Source organism: Alkalihalophilus lindianensis (assembly GCF_032843265.1).
GTDB classification, from domain to species: Bacteria; Bacillota; Bacilli; order Bacillales; family Bacillaceae_D; genus Alkalihalophilus; species Alkalihalophilus lindianensis.
The window spans coordinates 374402-393350 of the sequence record NZ_JAWJBA010000002.1; the positions used below are offsets into that span (position 1 = coordinate 374402).

18 protein-coding genes and 1 tRNA gene are annotated in these 18949 nt (G+C 35.9%); 2 read left to right on the forward strand and 17 right to left on the reverse strand.

Annotated features, from left to right (window positions below; translation table 11 throughout):
* Positions 1 to 841: 841 nt before the first annotated feature.
* From RYX56_RS08490 to RYX56_RS08540, 11 genes are all read right to left on the reverse strand, one after another.
* Positions 842 to 2071 carry an oligosaccharide flippase family protein gene (locus RYX56_RS08490; RefSeq protein WP_317121640.1) on the reverse strand — a complete coding sequence of 410 codons (1230 nt, stop codon included), beginning with the start codon at positions 2069 to 2071 and terminating at the stop codon, positions 842 to 844.
* Between the two features lie 102 nt (positions 2072 to 2173).
* Positions 2174 to 2698 (reverse strand): acyltransferase, encoded by a 525-nt coding sequence (locus RYX56_RS08495; protein ID WP_317121641.1) that lies wholly within the window; start codon positions 2696 to 2698, stop codon positions 2174 to 2176.
* Between the two features lie 17 nt (positions 2699 to 2715).
* Entirely contained in the window at positions 2716 to 3903 is a 1188-nt protein-coding gene (locus RYX56_RS08500) for a glycosyltransferase family 4 protein (RefSeq protein ID WP_317121642.1), read from the reverse strand.
* Positions 3904 to 3942: 39 nt separating this feature from the next.
* Entirely contained in the window at positions 3943 to 5262 is a 1320-nt protein-coding gene (locus tag RYX56_RS08505; RefSeq protein WP_317121643.1) for a nucleotide sugar dehydrogenase, read from the reverse strand.
* Between the two features lie 4 nt (positions 5263 to 5266).
* Positions 5267 to 6376: a glycosyltransferase family 4 protein gene (locus RYX56_RS08510; RefSeq protein ID WP_317121644.1), complete on the reverse strand. Its 1110-nt coding sequence runs from the start codon at positions 6374 to 6376 to the stop codon at positions 5267 to 5269.
* Positions 6373 to 7275, reverse strand: a complete 903-nt coding sequence (locus tag RYX56_RS08515; protein WP_317121645.1) for an NAD(P)H-binding protein — start codon at positions 7273 to 7275, stop codon at positions 6373 to 6375. Before RYX56_RS08515 ends, RYX56_RS08510 begins: the two co-directional genes overlap by 4 nt.
* Before the next feature lie 14 nt (positions 7276 to 7289).
* Positions 7290 to 7934: a sugar transferase gene (locus RYX56_RS08520; protein WP_317121646.1), complete on the reverse strand. Its 645-nt coding sequence runs from the start codon at positions 7932 to 7934 to the stop codon at positions 7290 to 7292.
* Between the two features lie 97 nt (positions 7935 to 8031).
* Positions 8032 to 9852, reverse strand: a complete 1821-nt coding sequence (locus RYX56_RS08525; protein ID WP_317121647.1) for a polysaccharide biosynthesis protein — start codon at positions 9850 to 9852, stop codon at positions 8032 to 8034.
* Positions 9853 to 10107: 255 nt separating this feature from the next.
* Positions 10108 to 10875: a tyrosine-protein phosphatase gene (locus RYX56_RS08530; RefSeq protein ID WP_317121648.1), complete on the reverse strand. Its 768-nt coding sequence runs from the start codon at positions 10873 to 10875 to the stop codon at positions 10108 to 10110.
* A gap of 192 nt (positions 10876 to 11067) precedes the next feature.
* A complete protein-coding gene (locus RYX56_RS08535; protein ID WP_317121649.1) occupies positions 11068 to 11763 on the reverse strand; it encodes a CpsD/CapB family tyrosine-protein kinase in 696 nt (231 codons plus the stop codon).
* Between the two features lie 12 nt (positions 11764 to 11775).
* Positions 11776 to 12480 (reverse strand): YveK family protein, encoded by a 705-nt coding sequence (locus RYX56_RS08540; RefSeq protein WP_317121650.1) that lies wholly within the window; start codon positions 12478 to 12480, stop codon positions 11776 to 11778.
* 237 nt (positions 12481 to 12717) lie between these two features.
* Between RYX56_RS08540 and RYX56_RS08545 the strand changes: the two genes are divergently transcribed.
* The gene (locus RYX56_RS08545; RefSeq protein WP_317121651.1) at positions 12718 to 13656 is read left to right on the forward strand and encodes an LCP family glycopolymer transferase; all 939 of its coding nucleotides are present in this window, start codon (positions 12718 to 12720) and stop codon (positions 13654 to 13656) included.
* Positions 13657 to 13803: 147 nt separating this feature from the next.
* Here RYX56_RS08545 and RYX56_RS08550 read toward each other — a convergent pair whose 3' ends face one another.
* Entirely contained in the window at positions 13804 to 15069 is a 1266-nt protein-coding gene (locus RYX56_RS08550; protein WP_317121652.1) for a C40 family peptidase, read from the reverse strand.
* A gap of 367 nt (positions 15070 to 15436) precedes the next feature.
* Between RYX56_RS08550 and RYX56_RS08555 the strand changes: the two genes are divergently transcribed.
* On the forward strand, positions 15437 to 16132 hold the full coding sequence (locus RYX56_RS08555) for a Dph6-related ATP pyrophosphatase (RefSeq protein ID WP_317121653.1): 696 nt from the start codon (positions 15437 to 15439) through the stop codon (positions 16130 to 16132).
* Between the two features lie 359 nt (positions 16133 to 16491).
* Here RYX56_RS08555 and RYX56_RS08560 read toward each other — a convergent pair.
* The 5 genes from RYX56_RS08560 to RYX56_RS08580 all read right to left on the reverse strand — a co-directional run bounded on the left by RYX56_RS08560 (position 16492) and on the right by RYX56_RS08580 (position 18891).
* Positions 16492 to 16563 (reverse strand) — tRNA-Cys (locus RYX56_RS08560).
* 216 nt (positions 16564 to 16779) lie between these two features.
* Positions 16780 to 17025 (reverse strand): glutaredoxin family protein, encoded by a 246-nt coding sequence (locus RYX56_RS08565; protein ID WP_317121654.1) that lies wholly within the window; start codon positions 17023 to 17025, stop codon positions 16780 to 16782.
* Between the two features lie 67 nt (positions 17026 to 17092).
* Positions 17093 to 18025 carry a S8 family peptidase gene (locus RYX56_RS08570; RefSeq protein ID WP_317121655.1) on the reverse strand — a complete coding sequence of 311 codons (933 nt, stop codon included), beginning with the start codon at positions 18023 to 18025 and terminating at the stop codon, positions 17093 to 17095.
* 17 nt (positions 18026 to 18042) lie between these two features.
* The gene (locus RYX56_RS08575) at positions 18043 to 18282 is read right to left on the reverse strand and encodes a helix-turn-helix domain-containing protein (RefSeq protein WP_047973410.1); all 240 of its coding nucleotides are present in this window, start codon (positions 18280 to 18282) and stop codon (positions 18043 to 18045) included.
* A 21-nt stretch (positions 18283 to 18303) separates the two neighbouring features.
* Complete coding sequence (locus RYX56_RS08580; RefSeq protein WP_317121656.1) at positions 18304 to 18891, reverse strand: sigma-70 family RNA polymerase sigma factor; 588 nt, start codon at positions 18889 to 18891, stop codon at positions 18304 to 18306.
* Positions 18892 to 18949: the final 58 nt, after the last annotated feature.

Here is an 18949-nt window from a genome sequence, read left to right on the forward strand (position 1 = left end):
AGGTGATATTCTATCATAAGAAGCCTTTTCGTCCTGCGGATGGGTTCAAGACCCTCTATATCGAATATGTTGTTAATAACTACCTTTTATAGAATTCAGACAAAAAGATTAGAACTAGTAGATACATAGATGTTAATATACTTCCTGTTATTGATAGTTCCAGTAAAACCCTCTCTATATTTTTTAGTAAATTGTTTTTTATTATACTTTATTTGATATGTTTTAAAAAATGCCTTTCATTCCATGAATTATTACTTTCATTCCAAAGTGTACGATAATGATAGTAGAGTTACAGTGATTTACTCCATAAATAACGATTAATATCTGGTGACATTATTCTGCTAACTAAAAGTATTTGATGAACAGAAAGGATATTGTTTTGTTAATATCTAATACCTACGAATTATCATATTAAAAAAACAAAAATTTCATTTTAATGTTAGAAATAGTGATATAATGTGCCATAAATAAAAAAATGCCCATGATACTTCTTGTAACAATGAAGTCCCCCCTAATCTTATAAAGAGGTTATATAATGAGCTACTCCCATCCTCCCACGCTACAAGCGGACAACTTGAAGTCCTAAATTAAACTAGGCTGGTCTAGAAAAGATTGCTTTAGAACTTAGGCGACCTCCTCGTAAAACCAGCCACTCAACAGGTAGATAGCCTTTCTCATTAGTAGCGGTTATTGAGGAAAATCTTTAATTAACTTGGTTTCCTGAACAAATCAATAACGGTTTAACATTTAAACTTCCATACTCTTCATCCAGCGTGAAACCAATGAGACTGCAAATGTCCTATTACGTTGCTACTTCCATTTAAATAGAAGACATTAGTTATTAACTTGTTTTAGCTAAAGCACCTAATCTTTTATTCACAAAATATACTCTTAATATTAGTTGTATCAAATTAATAATAATCAATGTATATGCTGCCCCACTGATTCCAAAATTTTTTATGAGATAGTATGAAGTAAAGAGATTAATTAATAGTATAAAAGTTGTAATTTTAGGTTGTATGCTGATATATCTCATTGATAATAATGCTGTATCAAAATTCCAACTAACAAAGTTAATTGCTAACGCACAACTCATTAGTATCAAAATATCAGTATAATTTCCATATTCACTACCGTAAACTATTGTTAAAAATGATTCACCAAGCATTAATGAAAAAATGATTATTATTAATCCTAGTAGTGATGAAAAAATAGTTAAATTAACAAAAACAGTTTTTTTAAATGACTTTAATTCATTTTTTGCAATTTTATTAGAAAGACTTGGTAAAAATATTTGTGAAATAGCATTCAACATCATATTTCCTATTGTTAGAATATAAATAATAGCAGAAAAATAACCCAAAATTTCAATTGGCTCAAAATGTTCTAAAAGATATCTAGGGAATACAGTGTTGAAGGAAACTAACATTTGAACAAAACCTAAGGGCAAACCTAATAAAATTATATTTTTTATAGTTTCTTTTGATTTCGTAATATTATCATCTTTTACGTTTCCATCATATTTACCCCTAAAATGTTTTTTTTCTATTAGAACCAAAAATAAAATTTGAGTAATCAGTTGCGCTGATAAGGACAGTATAAGGTTTTTACTAATTAATAACACACATGAAAAAGTTACTAAAGTAAGTAGGTGCTTGATAATCATGATTTTCCCTATTGCATCCATTTTTCCGTTTTTATGTGGAATCGCATAGTACATATCAGACTGTAAATCTAAAATTTTCGATAATCCAACTAGCATAATTACACTAAAATAAGGTGGATACACGAGGATCGCAATTAAAAACAGTATTATAAATGCTAAAAGAGATAAGATATTTCTCACATATATATATTCCGAAAAACTCGGCATATTTTCTGTTATATATAGGGATCTTAATTTCATATTTGCAAAAAGGGTAATAGGGGCACTTATTGCAAAAGCTAATGAATACTTACCTACTTCTTCAGGAATTAAAAATTGAGCAATTAATACCACTATTAACCACTTTGTTATCGAAACTAATAAATTCGCGAAAAAAATCCAAGTTATACTCTTTATGATCTTCATATAAAAAATCCCACTTTAACATTTATCCTGTTAGGACTATTTTTGAAATACTCATTTTATACTTTTATATTATTATCTGGAGCCTTAAGTTTAAATTTAATTTTATCTAAGGGATAGAGGATGGGCAGGCATTCCTGCAATCTTACAATTAGCGTGTACATCCTTAGTAACTACGGCACCAGCATAAACGACTACGCCTTCTCCTATATTTACTCCTGAAGTAATCACAACATGCCCCCCACACCAAGTACCTTTGCCTATACTAATAGGTTTACTAATACCTTTGTTAGTTACTACACCTTTTTCAAATACGTGATTACTACTAGCAACCACTGACATAGGACCAATAATTACATTGTCTGCCAAATAGACTTTTCCTTTTGCTTGAACATAACAATAATGAGAAATATAACAATCATCACCTAGAAATAAATTGCCTGGATTATTTAAAATTACGCCCTTCCCTATTTGAAGCCGTTTACCACACTTCCCAAAGAAGGGTCGCATAAGTCCTCCTCGAATTCTATTTGTTATAAGGTGATTAGGTAATAATGCTGTAATTAGATTAATTAGATGAATGGGTGTTTCGCGACACAAAAAATTTATGATTATTTTAATATATCTCATTATTCCTTCTCCACTCATTAAATATTGTTCTCACCGATGAACTCCTTAAAAAAACCATTTCGCCTTTTATACAAAACTGATTTTAAATACTTCTTTGAATTTTTTTGGTTTTCTTCTGCTTGCTCCTTCATTGTTTTTTGGTTGAAACTTTTAAATATATCGTAAATCTGCTGAATATTTCCTTTGTCAAATATATAATCGTCGTCAATTAACTCATGGATACCACCAGCATCTGCGCCAAAAATAGGGCAACCCTTACTCATCGCTTCAATAATTGCTCTTGATAAACCTTCTTGTTTACTCGGGTGTACATATATATCAATTTGTTCTAACCACTTAAATACGTCTTCGTGCTTTAATGAACCGACAAATTCAACTTGCTCTGCTACTCCATATTTTTGCGCTATAGATTTAAGATATGAAGTATCTCCCCCACCTACTAATTGATATTCAATGTAATAACCTTCATCTTTTAATTTCGCTATAGCTGCTATTACATCTTGTTGTCCTTTGTAAATAACATCTACTGTAGCACAAGTCCCCAAGATAATTTTATTAGGTTCTAACTTATCTATTTGTTCCAAACGCTTACTTAGAAAGTTATCATCAACTGAATTTAAAGTAACATTTGAGCAGGCAATGTATTTGCCATTTGTAGGGTATCTTCTTTCTAAAAATTCTTCCGTTACATATACAGTATATTTAGAAGTACGAATTGCCTTTTTGGTTAGATGGGTTATTGCAGCCGCTGGGATAATTTTAGTTAATCCTTTATTTGCAATAGCATCCCATGGACAACCCACTACTTCAATTAAATAAGGCTTTTTATACTGTTGAGCCATACGGACCGCATAAAGTCCCAAAATGCTTGGAACTCGAATAACTAAGTAATCACTGTTTTTAATTTTTTGATTTATCATGTCTCTAATATCTTTATTCTTCAGTTGTTTTAAATCTAAAATTGTTAAAAATTCTATATCTGGTTGAACCTTTTCAGCTTTATCTCCTGAGGATATTTTGAAATTATATTCTCGACCGATAACCGCCATTTTATCAAAGATGGATAAATACCTGTTAAAAAATTCTTCGTCAAATCCATAAGAATGGTAGTATTCACTTTCTACCTTTGGGAATCTGTGATCATGTACAAATAAACCAAGCATATCTTTCTCCCACTCTAGATCTCTAGATGGCTTATCCATCATAAAATAAGCCTCTAAAGCTCAGAAATTATTAGTATTTGTTTATAGTCTCCAATAACTGTAACCAGCATTTTCTACTTTTGTTTTATCTAAAATACTCTTCACATCAATTACTATCTTTTCTTCATTAGGATAGTCTTTAAAAAGTTTATCAATTTTCTGCATAGATACATGTTTGAACTCATCATGTGCAACTGCAAAAACTAGGCAGTCCGCATCCTCTACTTCTTCAAGCTTTACTAAGTCTATACCATATTCTCGTCTAGCTTCCTCAGCATCCGCCTGTGGATCAACTATTATTGGAGTTATATCATATTCTCTGAGCCTAGTAATAATATCTCCAACCTTTGAATTTCTTGTGTCCGGACAATTTTCCTTAAACGTTATCCCAAGAATAACCACCTTAGACTGTTTTACCACTTTATTAGCAAGAATTAGCTTCTTAATAATTGCATCCGCAATAAATTCACCCATGCTATCATTGATTTTTCTTCCTGATAGTATAATTTGACTATGATATCCTAACTTTTCTGCTTCATATACAAAGTAATAAGGATCAACTCCAATACAATGACCACCAACTAGACCTGGGTAAAACTTCAAAGCATTCCATTTAGTGTTCATTGCCTCGAGGACATCATTGGTGTCTATACCCATACGATCAAATACCATAGCAAGTTCATTCATAAAAGCAATGTTAATATCGCGTTGACTATTTTCAACCACTTTGGCAGCCTCTGCTACTTTAATTGAAGTAGCCTTATGCACGCCTGCATCAATTACTAATTCATAAACTTTAGAAATTTCTTCCAAACTATCATTATCCATTCCAGAAACTATTTTTATGATTTTTTCGAGAGTATGAACTTTATCACCTGGATTAATACGTTCTGGCGAATAACCTACCTTAAAGTCTAACCCACACTTTAATCCTGACTCTTTTTCTAGAATAGGAATACAGATATCTTCTGTAACACCTGGATAAACAGTAGATTCATATACAACTATAGATCCTTTAGTAAGATTACGTCCAATTATAGTACTTGCACCTTCAACTGGAGCAAGGTCTGGAGTTTTATCAGAATTTATAGGAGTTGGTACTGCTACAATATGAAATTTTGCCTCTTTAAGTCGTTTTTCATCTGATGTAAAATCTATTGTTGTATTTTTTATAGCTTCGTCTCCTACTTCATTGGTAGGATCAATACCAGAAGTATACATTCTAATTTTCTTCTCATTTAAATCGTAACCTATTACCTCTACTTTTTTAGCAAAAGCAACTCCAATAGGCATTCCTACATACCCTAATCCTACTATTGATATTTTTTCTTCTTTATTAACAATTTTATTATATAAATTCATAGTTTCAATCCTTACCCTCGATTATTTTCTTGACTTCAGATATATATGTTTCGATTACAATTTTTCTGTCGAACTCTCTTTCAGCTTTTTCACGACTTCTTTTCCCCATCAATTCCTTTTCTTCACTTGGCAATAAAATGAATTTCTCTATTGCGTTTTTTAGAGACTGGGTATCTGCTACATTACATAAATAGCCATTGTATCCCTCATCTACATTGTCCTTACAACCATAAGTGTTACAAGTTATTAATGGCCTTCCTATAGCAGCTCCTTCTTGGAGCACTGTGCCTCTTCCTTCACCATATGATGGTAAGACTATACAACTTGATTTTGCCATGATATCAGGAATATCGTTTCTTTTGCCTAAATACTTTATAATACCTTCATTTTCATATTTCCTTAAAAGTTCGATATATTTCTCTTCGTCAACAAATCCCACTACTTGAAATTTCACTCTGCTATTTTTTTTTGAAACTTCTTTAGCTACACTGAGAAACTCTTCAATTCCTTTATCTTTTAACACTCTCCCTACAAAAGTAAAGATTATATTTTGATCGGCAGGCTGCTCGACATATTGGAAGTTTTTCAAATTGACTCCCGAGCCAGGGACAATCAAAGTATTATCAAAAGATGAAATTATACCAGCTTCTTTATAAAATGCTTTATTATCTTCATTCAAGAAAACTACTTTTGATGCATTCTTAAATGCAATTTTGTTTAGAATAATAGCAATATTTTTTTGCCACATATCCTGAATGTATACTGACCCTAAGCCAGTAACTGTATGTAAAGTCTTAACTTTACATATTCTTGCAGCAATTCCACCATACGTATTAGGCTTTATAGTATAGGTTAGGACTAAATCGGGTTTGATATCCTTAATTACACTTATATATTGGAATAATAACTTAATATCAGCTATTGGATTTGTACCTCGCCTATCTAGTGGAGTTTCAATAATCTCACACCCAATGTCTTTAAAGTACTTATTTTCATCGGATTTAGGCAACGCAATATATACAACATATTTTTGTTCTAATAACTCTTTAACAAGTTCTCTCCTAAAGGCATAAATTGTTATAAAATGATTTGCTAGTATTAAGACTTTCTTCATCTAATGTCCTTAGCCTCCAAATATTCTTTTACTTCAATGCGTATTCCCTCTTCCAAAGACATCGGGTTGTACCCAAAATCATTTCTAGCATTTATATGGGAATAACTCCTATCCTCTCCCATTCTTTGTACTTTTTCAACGTAGTTAATTCTACCTAAAGTTATTATCTTTATACTTTTTGCTAATAATTCACCTAAACTCAAAGGAACACTAACAAAAGTAGTCTGCCTGTTAAACTCTTTGCTTATTATTCTAAAGACCTCTATCATCTTGATTGGCTTTTCACCAGAAAGATCATATACCTTTCCAGAAGTCTCAGTTGGAGATAACAGCACATTAAAAAAAGCTTTACCCAAGTCTCTAGCGTTTACTGGTTGCAATAAACTTTCACCTTTATTAATAACAGGTATTACCCGAAGCTTATCAACCATCTTTATAAATTTACTCATGTTACTATCACAAATATCTCCGTATATCATAGTCGGTCTTAAGATAGTAACTTTTGTAGGACATTCTTTTTGTTTAGTTAATTCAAAGACTTTCTGCTCCACATTCTTATATTCTTGGGAAGCGTACTTGAAATTTGAATATATTCCAGTGGTATGTACTAAGATTGCCCTTTTAACTTTATTCTTAATTGCAGTTTCCACTATCACAGGTGAATGGTGAATGTTATAAATATGCATTATTGCTTCAACACCCGGCATAATTTGCTCAACAAAACTTTTATCATTTAAATTTCCGACAACCTTTTCTATATTTAGTCCGCTATTATCTAATAATGATGTATCTGATGTTTCTCTAACAACACATCGAATTACCCCTTGATATTTATTATTAATAAGTTCTTTCAAAAAATACTTTCCAGTATGTCCAGTAATTCCTGTAACTAATAGCATTTTATTAAACACCTCTAACAGTCTTTTGAATTTCCTGTTTCCTTAGGATTGTCCATTTGATTCTTCGTTGTCATTCCAGTCCCACCTTCAACTACTCCATCACTCTTCATCACACTAATAATCGTCCCAACAAAACATTTAAAATCCATCCATAAACCAATTCTTTCGACATACTCTCCGTCCAATCTTGCCTTCACTTCAATAGGAAGCTCATCTCTCCCGTTAATCTGCGCCCATCCTGTTAATCCCGGCGGTACGTCGTTAGCACCATGCTTATCACGCTCAGCAATAAGATCGTACTGATTCCACAAGGCAGGTCTTGGACCGATGACACTCATTTGCCCAACAAAAATATTCCAAACCTGAGGTAGCTCGTCTAATGATGTTTCCCTCAAAAATTTACCCATCTTGGTAATGTACTGCTCTGGGTTTCCTAGTAGATGTGTTGGTGTATCTTTTGGTGTATCGATTCTCATAGTACGGAATTTCAAAATACTGAAGTGAGTTTTATTTATACCGACACGCTTTTGTTTAAATAACACCGGTCCTTTCGAGTCAATTTTAATCCCTAAAATCAGAATCAAAAAAACAGGGGACAAAATAACTAATCCCAAAAATGAAAGTACAATATCTATTAATCTTTTTAATTTTAAATACATTTTATAACTCTCCTTAAAAAACTAGCTGATATCTAAAAAAGAAAAGAAAGCCATTTCCTCCTACTATGTAGAGAAAATGACTCTACTTTATTTAATTTTATTTTACTCTACTTAATGCCCTCAACTGCTTCACTCTAAAATTCGCAATATCCAACAACCTCTTACGCAACGATTCTTTCGTTTCTTGTTCGAATGTTTCTGCCAATTCATACATCACATTAATATCCACCACAGGCGTCTTCCCGCGATAAATCTTCGGGTACACCTGTTCATCATGAACTTCATCCTTACCGAGTAATTCCTCAAACATCTTCTCACCCGGTCTCATACCAGTGAAGACGATTGGAATTTCTTCTTCTGTGTAACCAGAGAGGCGAATAAGGTTTCGTGCTAAGTCGACGATCTTAACCGGTTCGCCCATATCAAGGACGAATACTTCCCCACCTTGTGCGAGTGATCCGGCTTGAAGGACGAGACGCGATGCTTCAGGTATTGTCATAAAGTAACGAACCATTTCAGGATCGGTTACGGTGACAGGTCCACCGTTTTTGATTTGGTCTTTAAATAATGGAATGACACTTCCACGGCTGCCTAAGACGTTTCCGAAACGGACTGCGACAAATCGTGTCTCACTGATCATGTCCATATGTTGAACGATCATTTCGGCAATTCTTTTTGTGGAGCCCATGACACTTGTTGGGTTGACGGCTTTGTCGGTTGAGATCATCACGAATGTGTTAACATTCGCTGCACTTGCTGCTTCTGCAACGTTCTTCGTGCCTAATACATTGTTCTTAACTGCTTCTTCTGGATTGCGTTCCATGAGTGGCACATGCTTATGGGCTGCTGCATGGAAGATAACATGTGGTTTTCTCGTTGCCATGATCGTGAAGATTTTTTCGCGATCTTGGATGTCTGCAATTTCGGTTGAGATGTGTAAGTCCGGTAGATTGCGTCGTAATTCCATTTCAATCGCGTAAATACTGTTCTCGCCGTGACCGAGTAAAACGAGTTCTTTTGGTGAGAAACGAGCAATTTGGCGACAAACTTCAGAACCAATTGAACCACCAGCGCCTGTTACGAGGATCGTTTTACTCGTAATATAATCAGCGATCCCTTCAATATCGAGTTCGACTGGCTCTCGTCCGAGGAGGTCTTCTACTTCGACATCACGGAATTGGTTGACCTCAACGTCACCTGTGATCAAGTCTTCCATTTTCGGAAGTACCTGTGTTTTCACTTTTGTTTTTGTACATTGAGCAATGATTTCATTCATCGCTTGACGTCCAAGAGAAGGAATCGCAATGATGATATGCTCGATGCTGTATTCATTGACTAGCTTTTCAATTTCTTTGATATTGCCTAATACAGGTAGGTCAAGAATTTCTAAGTGACATTTGTTCTTGTCGTCATCGATAAAGCCAATTGGATCAAGGTCTGCCTCATTGCTATTACGTAGTTGACGGGCAACCATTGTGCCTGCACTCCCTGCCCCGATAATTAAGGTGCGTTTTCCGCCTAATTTCGGTTTGATATATGTATCTCGGTAGAGGCGCCATGAGAACCTTGAACCGCCGATGAGAAGGATATGCATCATCCATGTGACGGCAAGTGTGCGGAAGTAGACATCTTGGATCAGGATAAATTGGGCAACTGCTGTTAAGAGGACGGAGAAGGTCACGGCTTTGAATATACCCGTCAACTCTCCTATACTGGCATATTGCCAAACACGTTTATACAGTTTATACATATGAGCAAACAAATGATGACTAAGGAATAAGACAATCGAGCTGACAATGATGACATTAGTAAACGGACTACCTGCTGGAAGCAAGATAAAGTAACTTAAGAAGATCGACAAAATGACAATCAGTGAATCGACTAATACTAATGAAGCAATACGTTTTTTATAACTCATAAATTTGCCCCCTTTTAGATTTTTTTCGTGTGTCGGCCAAATGAGTTCATTACAAAAACCCTAACTAGTGAATCTCTTATGAAAGATGCTCTAGTTAAGGTTCTTGTTGTCATACATTAGGGTTTCCCCTATGAGGCATTTAACCCCTCCTCACACTATGCCGGTGACAATTCAAGTCTAAGGCTGTCACACAACCCACAGCATAGCCGAGTGCCTCCATCGATATAGGCAAGGAGACATCGCCTGAAAGCTCATTTAGAAGATTCCTAGTAACTTTTTACGTCTAATTTGTTCAGGTGGTTCAACAAAGACATGCTTGTTCTCAACGATTAATTGCGCATTTTCTTGGAAGTAGCGTACCTTCTCTTCACCATGCTTTTGGGCAATTTCTGCATATGATTCTCTCAGTCTGAAAGGACGAGAATCGACATTATGAGCATCTGAAGCCACAAAATGAGTGAGATTTGCTTCGATTAATTGATTAGAGAACTGTTTGATCTTCTTGCCGAAATGTCCAGTGAGACTTGATGATGTCACTTGAGTGAGAGCACCATTTTGAACAAAATCATAGAGCTTGTCCGGATTCTCTAGTAATTTACTATTTCGTTCAGGATGAACAATGATTGGCGTGTATCCATTTAGTTGTAATTGGTAGAATAATTGGGCTGCGTATCGTGGTACATGATTAGAAGGAAATTCAATAAATAGATACATCTCATGATCTGCAAGCGTGATCGTGGTTTTAGTCGTTAAGTCTTCTACAACTTCTCCGTAGAGCCTTACTTCTTGTCCGGGATGAATCTTCAAATCTAGGTTCTCTTCTCTTAATCTCTTATTCAGTTCAATCACTGTCTCGCGCACAATCGATGCTTCATTTGAATACGTCGGGTGCTTATGGTGCGGTGTAGCAACAATTTCAGTGATACCTTCTTCAATCGCACGTCTTGCCATTTCGACACTTTCTTCTATTGTCTTCGGGCCATCATCTAAGCCCGGTAATATGTGACAGTGGAGATCAATCATCTTACCTCTCCTTTTCAGCCTATAAACCTTACTAATAGGCCTTTTTTATCTATTTTCTATCATTATTTGTCATTAGAGTAAAATAAAAAAACAACATTTGTTAGTAATTAGTAAATGTTGCTTTTTATTGTAAATACTAGTCTAATACTAGCATAGTTCTTTTGAAAGAAAAAGTCATTTTTCCCTATTGATTTATTCGTAGTAATAGAAATAATTATCGCCAGGTTTAACTTCTTTCTTATTCAAAACGACCCCTAAGAGCTTTGCTTTTGCTTGAGATAATAGATCTTTTGCTTTGAGGGCCATTTGGCGATCGGTCTTCCCACTACATACAACTAAGACTGTACCATCACATTTATTCGCTAGTAATTGTGAATCCGTTACGGCCATCACTGGTGGTGTATCGATAATGATGACTTCGTACTGCTCTTTTGTTTTTTCAAGAAGTAACTCCATTCCTTTTGAGTTTAATAGCTCAGCAGGGTTCGGAGGAATCGGTCCACAAGTTAAAATCTCTAAATTTTCAATCTTCGTTTGACTGACCGCTTCTTCTAGTGACACTTGACGAGTTAAAACATTCGTTAAGCCTTTCGTGTTCAGCACACCGAATGTGTAATGAGCAGTTGGCTTTCTCATATCGGCATCAATGAAAAGGACACGATTGCCGTTTTGCGCCATGACCACTGCTAGATTGGCAGATGTTGTCGACTTTCCTTCACCTGGGCTTGTTGATGTGACGACAATCGTGCGAATCGGCTCGTCAATGGCAGCAAACTCAATATTGGTACGGATTGTTCGATATTGTTCTGAGATTGGAGACTTTCTGTTTGTATGAGTAATCAAGCCTCGTTTGTTGTTTTCTTTCACTTGCTTGTTTGGTCGTGCCACAGTTGTCACTCCTTAGCTTGATTTCTTCAAATCACGTTTAATTTCTTTATTCATATCAGGAATCGCACCAAGGATCGGTAATTCTAATAGCGATTCAATATCTTCTTCACTCTTAATCGTTGTATCTAAGAATTCTAATAAGAAAGCAATCCCAACAGCAGTCATTAATCCTACTACAAACGCAATCGCCATATTTAATGTAGGATTTGGTTTGATTGGTGAAGGACTATCCGATACTTGAGCTGAGGATAGAATACTGACATTATCAACACTCATAATTTCAACAATCTCACGTTGGAACACAGTCGCAATCGTATTGGCAATTTGTGCAGCTACTTCCGGACGTTCATGTTCTACTCGAATATTCATTACTTGAGAATTATTTTCGCTTGATACTGAAATTTTATTGTTTAAATCATTGAAGCTCTCAGTAAGATTCGCTTCTGCAATGACCTTATCAAGGATGGTTGGACTTTTGATAATAACGGTATAGGTATTGATCAGTTCAACATTCGTTCGAATATCATTTTGAGAAAATGATTGATCTTGCTGTGTTTGGTTCACTAGAATTTGAGTTGAACTTTGGTAAATTGGAGTCAGGACTAAATAACTAACAAGACCTGCGAGAACAACCGCAATAATCGGTACTAATATAAGAAGCATTAAGCGTCTGCGCAAGGTGTTGTAAATATCTTTTAAACTTATTGTTTCTTCCATTCTTCGTAGAAACCCCCTAAAATCAGTTAAAATGCAACATAAGAGATTATATCATAATTTGTCAAAGATTTACGGTTTTTTTCGAAAACTATTGTCATTTTTACAATTAGTTTACTCATATTAAAAGTTTATACCAATTTAAAAGTTCTAATTGCCTATTACTAGATAGGAGATTATAATGACCTTAAGTAATTTACCAATAGATGTTATTTTTCAATAGAAAGCGAGCGTATATTAATGAAGAAATCGTTAAAAATTATCGGTATTATATTAGGGATTTTATTTCTTTCTGTGGTTGGTTATGGAGCGTATTTATACTTCTCCGTCACGAGTACAGCCAACGAAATTCATGAGCCTTTAGAACGAGATGCAGACAAGTCAGATAAACGAACAGAAAAAGTGAACGTAGACAATCAAGATCCACTGTCGATTCTGATTGCAGGTGTCGATTCTAGTGGAGAAGCGCATTCAGGAAGATCGGATACGATTATTGTTTTAACGGTGAATCCTAAAGAAGAGTCAATTAAGATGCTAAGCATCCCTCGTGATACACGAACTGAATTAATCGGGCGTGGCACAACGGAAAAAATTAACCATGCCTATGCATGGGGTGGGATTAAAATGACGGTTGATACCGTTGAGAATTTCTTAGATGTTCCGATTGATCATTATGTCAGTGTTAATATGGAAGGTTTTACTTCGATTGTAGATGCACTAGGTGGAGTTACAGTTGATAATGAATTTGCTTTCTCTCAAAGTGGTCACCAATTTAATGAAGGTGAAAATGTCTTAAACGGGGAACAAGCCCTAGCTTACTCACGAATGAGAAAAGCTGATTCCCGCGGTGACTTCGGTCGTAATGATCGTCAACGTGAAATTGTGGAAGCGGTCATTCAAGAAGCTGCTCAAGTTTCTTCGATTACTAGAGCAGGCGATATGTTAGATGCTGTTGGAAAGTCTGTACGAACAGACCTTTCATTGAACGATATGTGGAGCGTGCAATCAAATTATAAAGAAGCGCGTCACTCGATTGAGCAACTAGCACTAACGGGACCGAGCCAGCGTATTGATGGGTTAAGCTATGTGATTATCTCAGAGGAAGATCGTTTGGCTGCTTCGAATGAGTTGCGTGAACATTTGGAGTTAGAAGGCGCATCGACTGCTACGGCTGAATAATAGCATGATAATAACCTTGCCAGGTGGCAAGGTTATTTTTTGAGTTTATTAATAGATTAGTGGTGGTACATGATTAATAGGTCCTTACTCACTTCAACTAAAAAAGCTTGTCCACTAGTTTCCTAGTAAACAAGCTTTATGTACATTTTAGTGAAGGCGCTTCGCTCCTAAATAACGCTGTGACCAGTAGCTGTTACTCATGCTTGTGATCGTCACACCTGTTGAAGATCCAGCATGAATGAACTGATTGTTCCCAATGTAGATCCCGTTATGAGAAGGACCACTTGTATACGTTTCAAAGAAGACAAGATCTCCAACGCTAGGTTGTGAGACGGACCTTCCTGCATTCCATTGCTGTGCAGCTGTACGAGGTACAGAGACGCCTTGTTCTCTGAAGACCGTCTGGATAAAGCCACTACAGTCGAAACCTCTTGCCGTTGTGCCACCCCATAAATACGGTGTTCCTATGTATTTTGAAGCATTCGCCATAATGTTCGTTACAAATGCACCTGTACTTCCGCTTGCATTTGAATTGTTATTGCCTGTATTTTGCGTTGGTGGCGTGCTAAGTGATGGGTTCTTTAATACTTCATCAATTTTGCTAAGGGTCTTAGGACCGGCTACGCCGTCCGCTGTTAGATTGTGAGCCACTTGGAACGTGCGAACCGCTTGAGCTGTCACACTTGCAAAGTTCCCTGTTGAGTTTCCACTAAAGAACCCTAGTGAACGTAGGTTATCTTGAAGCTGCGTCACGCTGTTCCCTTTAGATCCTTCTCTTAGAAGTGAGCTATTTGTGCTTTGATTTGGATTTGGGCTCGGTGCAGGGGCTGCATTCGAGTTGTTTGAGCCGCTTGAGCTTGTGTTATTACCACTTGTTCCTAATGCGGCGAATGTTTGCGGACCGGCAATCCCGTCCACTTTTAAGTTGTTCGCTGCTTGGAACTTGCGGACTGCTTCTTCTGTAATCGCACCATAAATATTCGTCACAGAATGGCTGTAGTAGCCTTTATCTTTTAAGGCTTGCTGCAGGTTCCCCACTTGGCTGTTGTTAGCGCCACGACGAAGAATCGCTGAGGACGCGGGCGGAGCAGATGGAGATGGTGTGCTCGGTGCAGCTTGTCCACTGTTTCCTTTTAGCGCAGCAAATGTTTGACGACCTGCGATTCCGTCTACTGTTAAATTGTTGGCTCTTTGGAAATCGCGAACCGCTTGTTCTGTGATCGTTCCGTAATAACCAGTTGCTCGCTCGTATGTAAAAAACCCTTTTTCTTTCAGTGCGTTCTGCAACTCTGTTACATCACTATGTGTCATTCCAAGACGAAGCGTTTGATCCCCTAATGCTGCATCGGCAATTTGTGGGCCAGCTAGAAAGAATCCAGCTGCTATTGTTGATGAAACTACTACTTTTCTCATACTTTCGAATTCCCCCTATGGTTTATCAATCATTTCAATTACCCTTTTATAAGACTATAGAAACATATTATTGGATATAAATTACGATTACTGTCATCTCTATCTTCTCTATCGGCTTCTTTTCTACTATATTCTATCAAAATCCTCTCTATTTCTCTCTATTGTTACACAAATGTAATATTAGCGTGCTTATCGACATGTTTTCCACCTAAATAATTCCATATATTGCACAATAAAAAGAAGATGTTCAGTCTAGTTAATAATGATAAAATCAAACAAATAGAGCTATAAAACTTCTTATATAAAGTATGATATTGTCTACTAACAGGCATCATCAAAAAGTGATTAAATAAAGGGGAAGATAGGAATGGAAGAATTAATGGATTGGAAAAAGAGTGCTTACGGTCATAAATTTATAGCTTCTTTTAGCGGAGGAAAGGATAGTGTCTTAGCTCTATATAAAGCTGCCAAGGTTGGAGAAGCAGTTGGATTGATCGTCATGCTAGAGGAAGGAGGGAAACGTTCCAGATCACATGGGATGCCTCCAGAACTCATACATGCCCAAGCTAAATCAATAGGTTTGCCAATATATACTGCTGCTGCAAGTTGGACAGATTACGAAAAAGTATTTATGCAACTCTTAGAAAAAGCTAAAAATGAAGGCGCAGAAGTGTTAGTAACTGGAGACTTAGACATGCCTGCTCATGGCTGTTGGCATGAAAAGGTTACGAAGAATGCTGGATTAAAGCTCGGAATGCCTTTATGGGAAATGAACCATCGTGAAGCAGTCGAAGAGTTCATAAATCTAGGGTTTGTAACGATTATTGTAACTGTAAATTTATCATTGGGCATGCACGAGGATGATTTAGGGCGAACGTTAACCCATGAATACGTGAAGGAGCTTGAAGCTCGTGATATTGACCCCTGCGGAGAAGGGGGAGAATTCCATACCACAGTCATAGACGGGCCCATTTTTAAACATCCTATTCCAGTTCGTAAATGTGAGATTATTAAACACGGAGAATATGCTTTTTTGCCTTTGGAGCTAGATCAGTGGGAGTAGCAACAATCCCTATAAAATTAACAATGAGTCCCATCGCAATTAATGTGTACACTAAGATAGGGAATTTACCTAAGTATGAAAGCAGAACACAAATTGGAGCGACAAGAAATATGGTTACAATCACCATCTTTTCTAAATATCTAAATCTTATAAATTTTATTATGATAAGCATCTCCTTACTAAAAAGCATGAGCCTTAAATAGATTTTACTAGTATTATATTACCACAACTATTATACCGTTGTTATTATATTTTTTTGATATTCATTCAACTGTAAAAAGACATTGCACGTAGCAATGCCCGTTAGACTTTATTTAATTATAATAATGGTAGTCCTCTATTATTTAGAAAACAAGATAAGGTGGCACCCGGATTTGAACCGGGGATCAAGGTTTTGCAGACCTATGCCTTAACCACTTGGCTATGCCACCGCAGTACTCGACTTAGTCGAGTAAGGTTTATTCACTGCAATATGCTTTTAATCTATTTGATGTCTCTGCTGCATCTTTAATTAGCTCATAAATAATTTCTTTTTCTCTTGGACTAAAATTAGTATGATCTAAGCACTTTGAATAAAAGGCTTGAGCTTTTCTTGCTTGACAATAACACTTAAAAATAGTTTCATTTCTCAAAATGATCACCTTTTTTTAGTCTAGTAACAATCGCTTTGCTAACATTTTCTCATTAAATCCTGTAATGATTTCGCTAGTATTTTTAGACTTTAGTAAAGTAAGCGGTGTCCCTTTTCCCTCTAAGTCTAAAAACTCATTTCTAAAGTCTTCTTTCGATAGATCACGTTCTTCAAAAGGTATGTGCTTTTTGTTCATCCATTCCATTTGTCTGTGACAATGACCGCAAGATTGCTGAGTGTAAACGATTATTGATGTACTCATACTATAACCCCCTGAAATTTTACCGTTTTATATGTTACATCTAATAAAAGGGCAAAAGCCTAAGAAATCACAACCTCGTACTTAAATAAATTAAACCATTACCTTCAACATTAATTGGATAACCTAAGCTTTTGGTGCGCTTCATTAGTTGAGCATAAATTTCCGTTTCTGAGATTGTTCTTTGTAGTTTGATTTCAATGTCCTGAATCAGCAAGCTAACTGCCCCTGCAACAAATGGAGCTGCCATAGAAGTACCCGACATTAACCTATAACTATTATCTAGGTAAGTAGAGTTTATATTGACTCCTGGAGCTAAAATATCCATTTGATTATTCAAATTAGAGAATTCCGCTATTTTCTCATCTACATCTACTGCTCCCACTTGGATTACTTCATTATAGGCTCCTGGATAACCTAAATTAACATCTTCTACATTTCCTGTTCCTTGGTTACCAGAAGCGGCCACTACGACGATCCCTTGACTTATAGCAAATTTAATGGCTGCATACAACTGTCTATTATCCTCCGCTGTACCCAAAGATAAGCACATGACTCTTACTCGTTCATTGTTTTTCCCTCGCCAATTTACGGCGTAATAGATACCATTAATGAGATTTTTAATACTACCACTACCACTTTTATTTAGGACCTTCACCACTAACAGTTTGGCTTCAGGAGCTACACTTGTCATTCTTCCTGTTTCATTATTAGAGCATGCAATCCCAGCCACATGAGTTCCATGTCCATTATAATCATGGTACCTTTTAAAATCTCCCTCATCTTCCTCTGTAAAGTTAGCTCCATCTGTAATTCTAGTTGCTAAATTCAAGTGCTCATCATCACAACCGCTATCTAAGATAGCAATCGTAATTCCTTTCCCTTTAATCCCTTGATCCCAATATGATTTTACGTTAATGATTTCTAAAGCTTTATTATTTGTCTGGTTCAAAGGGTAGGTTCCCTCAAAAACAGGTATGGCTTTAATTGAATGGTTCTCCATATTAAACCGCCTCTTTTCTACTTATTTATTAATTTATTTACGTACTCTAAAAAGCTTGGTGCTCTCTTCACATCAAAACGTTTGATTGCTTTGGTGATTTCAATTGTAAGTTCTTGCTTTAAATCCTCACCAGCATGAATGTCTAGGGTACGGGTTTTACTCTTTATTTTCGGATCAAAAATAGAGACGATCTCCGAAATCGCATGATTATCATTACTCACTTTTACTTTCTTTGTTAACTCATATAATCCATTCATGTTGTCCAGCTCCAAACTTTCCTATGATATAGTCTCTCTGATCTTTTGCAACGATTGCTTTATTGTTTTAGAAACTGATTGTTGACTGATAGTTAAGTGCAAGGCTATTTCTGTATGAGACATTTGGTGTAAGAAATGGAGATTCAGGATCATTAACTGCCTTTTAGTAAGCTTATTGAGAGCATTGTGTAAGTTTTGATCCTGTACTTCATCTAATATGGAAGATGTTTGCAAAAAGAAACCATCTTTGTCCCCCAACTTCAAAAATTGCTCGTTAACCTCTTTACTCTCAAAAATAGATTCATCTTCAAACGCATATACATAAAGCTCTTTTTCTCTATTCTTCTTTCTGTAAAAGTCCCTCGAATAATGATTGATTAGTTGAGAAATGTATTTGATTAGCTGAATCTCTGTGTAATACCTTTCAAATGCCAAGTTTAATCCTAGGATATTTACTTCACTAGGTTCCTTTTGTGCATCCAACAATAACTTTTCATTACTCTTTATACTTAGGAAGTTTTTCACTAATGGGTCTTTTATACTTTCGAAATCGTAATAGAGTAAATCTTCATAAGAATTCTTTAGATCTGTGATTATAGTAGTGCTCATGATTTACCTCCTTTTATATATAAGAAGGGAGTATATGGTAAAAAAACAACCTAAATAG